At 73.7% G+C, this 5,627-nt stretch carries 4 protein-coding genes; all 4 read right to left on the minus strand.

Annotated elements, in window-relative coordinates:
• Positions 1-4: 4 nt before the first annotated feature.
• On the minus strand, positions 5-1,297 hold the full coding sequence (locus ACSNOC_RS26790; RefSeq protein WP_436750158.1) for an O-antigen ligase family protein: 1,293 nt from the start codon (positions 1,295-1,297) through the stop codon (positions 5-7).
• Positions 1,297-2,274, minus strand: coding sequence for a glycosyltransferase family 2 protein (locus tag ACSNOC_RS26795; RefSeq protein ID WP_436750159.1), 978 nt, complete (start codon positions 2,272-2,274; stop codon positions 1,297-1,299). The genes ACSNOC_RS26790 and ACSNOC_RS26795 overlap by 1 nt, the downstream gene beginning before the upstream one ends.
• A gap of 442 nt (positions 2,275-2,716) precedes the next feature.
• Complete coding sequence (locus ACSNOC_RS26800; protein WP_436750160.1) at positions 2,717-2,914, minus strand: hypothetical protein; 198 nt, start codon at positions 2,912-2,914, stop codon at positions 2,717-2,719.
• A gap of 111 nt (positions 2,915-3,025) precedes the next feature.
• The coding region (locus tag ACSNOC_RS26805) for an MATE family efflux transporter (RefSeq protein WP_436750161.1) at positions 3,026-5,627 on the minus strand (2,602 nt) is incomplete at its 5' end.

Genomic DNA, 5,627 nt, shown 5'->3' on the forward strand with positions numbered 1-5,627 from the left:
GGGCTCAGGCGGGGGCCGGGACCCGCGGTGGCGTGGGGGTCGCGAGGAGCGGCGCGGCTCTGGGCCGGGTGGGCGGGTGGCTCTCGGCCTCGCGCAGCGCCAGCGCTCCGGCGATCATCACGATGACCAGGCCGGAGTCCATCAGGCCGTAGTAGAAGATCATCACCGTCGTCATCACGACGACGACGTGGGTCCACAGGGCGGTGGCGGTGGGCGCCCGGCGGGTGCGCCAGCACAGCCACACGAACCAGCCGAGGAACAGGGCGGCGCCGACGAAGCCGTGCGAGAAGAGCACGTTCCAGAACTGGCCCTGGGTGCCGACGGCGGGCACGCCCTCGCCGAGCAGCGAGGGGCGCGGCGCGCCGTAGCCGAACAGCGGGGATTCCAGCGTCCGTTCGTACGCCTCCTGGTAGACCGCCAGCCGCGTCTCGTTGGTCGCGCTGTTGGAGACCCGGTCGGCGACGCGGTCCTCCACACCGATGGCGAGGTTGACGCCGAGCGCGGCGATCAGCAGCGCGCCGAGCGTGAGCAGGCCCTTGGCGTTGCCGCGCACGGTCATCCGCAGCGCGGCGTAGCCGAGTCCGAGGCCGAGGGCGACGAACATGCCGCGGTTGACGGTCAGGAAGGCCGGGATCAGCGAGACGGGCAGCAGCACCAGCACGAGCCGGAAGAGCGGCCCGCGGCGCAGGAAGGCGAGGGCGACGAGGACGAACGGGATCAGCTCGGCGTAGTTGTGGCCCCAGCCGTTGGTGTAGGCGAACGGGGCCGACGGGCGTGGCTCGTTCTGCCAGAAGCCGTCCGGATTGCCCTGCGAGAAGCGGGGGTTGACCATGTGCGCGACCAGCTCGTTGCTCTGGAGGCCCTGCGGCACGATGTGGGCCATGGGCGTGTCGAGCGAGCCGTGCGGGAAGAGCACGCCGAGGTAGCCGCCGGCGATGACGGCGGCCCAGTAGGCGGTGAGGGTGAGCGCGACGCGGCGCGCGGGGAGGTCGCGTTCGGTGCCGTTGTAGACGTAGAGGAAGATGACGGTGGCGGCGAGGTAGATCAGCGCCCGGTAGAAGAAGCCGATCATCCGGCCGCCGGTGTCGATCTGGATGGCCGAGGCGAGCATCCACACCAGGAACAGCAGCCACAGGCCGAAGCCCCGGGGCGCGCGCAGCCGGCCGTGGCGCAGCAGCAGGACCGTCATGGGGATGGCGAAGAGCGGCCAGATCATGTCGCCCAGGCCGAGGGTCCACCAGATCGGGAAGGCGACGAACAGCGCGTACAGCGGCCACCGCGGGAGGGGGCGGGGCATCAGATCCCTCGGCCGGCGCGGTGCGCGAGCTTGACGATCGTGTCGACCTTCACCAGGCGGGTGCTGGCGAGCAGGGCGGCGTAGAGCCGCTGTTCGCGCCAGTTGTTGCGGAACGCGCGGGCGGCGAAGCGGCGGGCGCGCGGCATGTCGCCGAGCCCGGCGTGGGCGAAGGCGAGCTGGGCCTCGATGCGGGCGATGCCGACCGGTTCGGTGCGGAAGTCGGGGTGCTTGTCGACGAGATAGTCCAGCGCGGAGATGATCATCTTCCAGCGGTCGAAGAAGAAGGACTTGGCGTGCCACAGGACGCGGACGAGCGGCCGGTGCACGGCGCGGATGCCGCCGAGGTCGGCGGCGCGCAGCAGGAACTCGTAGTCCTCGCCGTACCCGCCGGGGATCTCCTCGTCCACCAGTCCGATGCGGTCCAGGAGGAGGCGACGGCGGACCAGGACGGTGCTGGGGTGGATCTCCATGATCCGGTCGCGCAGGAAGTCGGCGCGGCCCAGCGGCCGGTCGGGCGCGAGCCGGGGAATGTCGCGGTCGCCGTAGCTGACGATGATCCCGGCGGAGACCAGGGGGGTTTCGGGGTGGCGTTCGAGCAGCTCGACCTGGGCGCTGAGCTTTCCGGGCAGCCATTCGTCGTCGTCGTCGCAGAACGCCACGAGTTCGCCGGTGGCGGCCAGGATGCCGGTGTTGCGGGCGCCGGCGAGGCCGGGGGTGCGGTCGTTGCGCAGGTACCGCAGGGTGCGGGCGCCGCCGCCCTCGCCGTCGGCACGGGTGGGGACGTCCAGCGCGGTGGGGTCGCTCTGGTCGAACACGATGATGCATTCGACGGGGCCGTCGTAGCGCTGGCCCAGGATGGCGGTGACCGCTCGGCGCAGCAGTTCGGGGCGGTCCCGGGTGGGGACCACGACGCTGACGGTGGGGGCGGGCTTGGTCGTCGCTGCCGGGGACTCCGGTGCCACGGCGCTCTCGCTCATGGTGTGACCTCATCGCTTACCGGGCGCTTGCGGATTCCGGTCTCCGGTATGAGCTTCGGCCGGATACACGTCTCATTTACTTGCCAGAGACCGAGGCGGTGAGATTATCATCCGAACGCCGGGCATGGGCGTGGGCATTCGGCCGGAACGCGCTTCACCGTCCCCTTCCTCGCCCGGAGTTGTTAATACGGTGATCACGCGCGCACCGTATTCACGCGATCTCCTCCGGAACGCCCCAGAGCCGAGAACCGGCGCCGGCCGGGGCGGCGGAAGTGCTCAGATGTCGATATGCAAGCAAAGCCCGAGCAAAGGTTCTCATGAGTGGCACGAGTGGCACGCCTGACGTGCGGTCCGTCGATGTGAGACGCTATGTGGAGGTGCCGCGGCGCCGCTGGCGCACGATGCTCGCCGTGGCCCTGGCTGGCGTCTCCGGCGTCGCCGGCTACGCGGCCCTGGCGCCGTCGACATACGAGGCGACGAGCGTGGTCCGCGTCAACCCGATCGGGACCAACCCGTTCACGGCGGGCAGAACACCCGACGAGCTCGTGAACACGGAGAGTGAGGCCCAGGTGGCGCGCTCCTCCGCGGTGACCGCGCTGGCCGCCGCCGAGCTGGCGGGCGGGCGCTCCGGCGAGGCCATGCGCGCGCACCTGACGGTGACGCCGGCGAGCGACACCGCGACGCTCCGGCTGACCTACGAGGCCGGCGCCCGGCAGGCCGCGATCGACGGCGTCAACGCGGTCGCCGACGCCTATCTGGGCAACCGCGAGACCCAGGCGCGGTCGCGCCAGGAGGAGATGCTGGAGAGCATCGACGTGTCGATCGGCGACGCGCGCGCCGCGCTGATGGCCGCCGAGGAGGCGCTGGCGGCGGCCGTGGCGGGCTCCGCCGAGGCCCAGGAGGCCGAGGCGGACCGGCAGTTGGCGCTGCGGGACGTGCAGGGGCTGACGGACCGGCGGAACGATCTCCAGGCGGTCTCCTTCCACCCGGGGTCCGTACTGGAGAGCGCGGACACGGCGGTGGCGAGCTCCCCCGCCGACGACCCGCTGATGCTGGCGGGCGGGGTGCTGGCGGCGCTGGTGCTGGCGGTCGCGGCGGCGTTCGCGCGGGACGGGTTCGACGGCCGGATCGGCGGCGGGCGCGAGGCCGGCGAGGCGGCCGGGGCGCCGCTGCTGGCGGAGATCCCGTCGGGCGCGGCGACGCTGGCGCTGGTCGAGGACCCGGCCGGGCCGGCCGCCGAGTCGTACCGCCTGCTGCGCGCGCTGCTCGTCCCGGCCCTGCGGCGGCGCGGCACCCGGGTGCTGCTGGTGGCCGACCTCACCGGGCCCGCCCACCGGGCGCTCCCGGGCGCCAACCTGGCGACCGCCCTGGCCGAGGCGCTGGGCGACGTGGTCCTGGTGGCCCCCGGCTGGCGCGGCCCGGCGGCCCCCGGCCTCGCCCCGCTGGCGGCGGCGGGCGGAACGGGCAAGGTCACCCTGCACACGACGAGCATCCCCGGCCTGCGCGTGGCCCTCGGCGACGACATGGGCGGCGGCGCGCGGGAGGTGATCGCGAGCGACGAGTTCCGCGCGCTGATCGCCGAACTGACCGGCGGCGGCACCTGGGTGGTGCTCGACACGTCGGGCGAGCTGAGCCACTCCGAGACCGTGACCCTGGCGAGCGCGGCGGGCGCGGCGGTCCTCGTCGCCCAGTCCCGCGAGACGAGGACCGGCGAGGTGAAGTCCCTGGCCACGGCCCTGGAGCGGCTCGACACGCCCATCGCCGGCTGTGCCCTGGTCGTGCCGGTGGCCTCCCGGGCCCGCCACACCCGCGCCTGAACGGCCGGGGCCGGTGTCCGCGGGCGGCGGGCTCTGATCGTGGTCAGCAGGGCGGGGAGTTCGAGGGTGGCGCGGAAGCGCCACAGGACGGCGGCGTAGAGGGCCGTCGCGGCCGTGACGTAGGTCGCGAAGACCCACAGGTCCGTTCCCGCCGCCAGGCGCAGGGCCAGTCCGCCGCCGCCGAAGACGACGGCGGCCAGGGCCGCCGAGAGGACGAAGCCGCGGCCGTGGCCGCGCAGGCCGAGCAGGAAGCGGACCTGGTACATGCCGAGGGCCTGCTCGCACACGATGCTCGCGGACCAGGCGATGGCCGCCCCGACGATGCCGTGGTCCGGGACGAGCAGCAGGTTGAGGCCGACGTTCACGGCCAGCGCCACCACGGTGTTCAGCGCGGTCCAGCGGCTCTTGCCCGCCATCAGCAGCACGGTGTTGACGTTCCCCGTGGCCAGGTTGAGCAGCATCGCGACGGCCAGGATGCTCAACGCGTCGGCGCCGTCCGCGAACTCCTCGCCGAACACCCGCAGCACCTGGGGGCCGAAGGTGGCGAGGACCAGGTACAGCGGCCAGGAGGAAGCCGTGATCCACTGCGTCGAGATCCGGTACAGGTCCTCGGCGCGCCGCGTGTCGCCGACCGCCAGCGCCGCGCCCACCTGCGGCTGGATCGCCAGCCGCATGGCCTGCATCACCAGCGTGCCGGTGGTGACGAACCGGCTGGCGGCGGCGTAGATCCCGGCCTCGTGGGCGGAGCGCAGGGCCCCGACGATGATCACGTCGAACCAGACGATCGACTGCGTGAACGCCTGCGCGAAGCCGCGACCGGCCGCGTAGGCCCAGAACTCGCGGGCCACCTCCCGCACCGGGCGCGGCGGCGCGGAGGCGGGCAGCAGGGCGCGTTCGGTGCGGCGGAGCTGCCCGGCCAGGGCCCACAGCGCCAGCGGGCAGGTCAGCAGCAGCGGCACCGCCCACGCCAGCGGCACCGCCAGTCCCCGGGCGCCGAACGCCAGCACGGCCGCGACCAGGAGCACGCGGCCCAGCGGGAGGGCGAGTTGCTGGAGCCCCACATAGATCCGCAGGCCCCCGAAGCCGCGCGTGGCCTGGACCGCGATCAGGCCGGTGATCGCGCACACCAGGAACGGCGCGAGCACCGCGAGGAAGTCCGCGCCCTGCTCCTGGTGCGCCTCGTCGGTCAGCAGCCGGGCCAGGCCGGGCGCGGCGGCCCACAGGACCACGGCCAGCGCGGTGGCGGCGAGCACGGACGGGCCGAAGGCGATCGCCATGACCCGGCGCAGCTCGGCGACGCGGCCCAGCGCGCGGGCGCGCGTCGCGGTGTAGAGCAGGGCGGTGTCGGCGCCCGCCGTGCCGACGGCGGCGAGGATCGTGAAGAGCGCGAACGCCTCGAAGAAGACGCCCGCGCCGGCCGGTCCGAGACCGTGCGTGACGACGCCGGTGAGGGCGAAGCCGCCGAGGGCGGCGACTCCGGCGCCGAACAGTCCGAACGCCCCGCTGCGCGCCACGGCGCGGGTCTCCGCGCCGTGG

The sequence above is a fragment of the Streptomyces sp. URMC 129 genome (assembly GCF_051386415.1).
Lineage (GTDB): Bacteria > Actinomycetota > Actinomycetes > Streptomycetales > Streptomycetaceae > Streptomyces.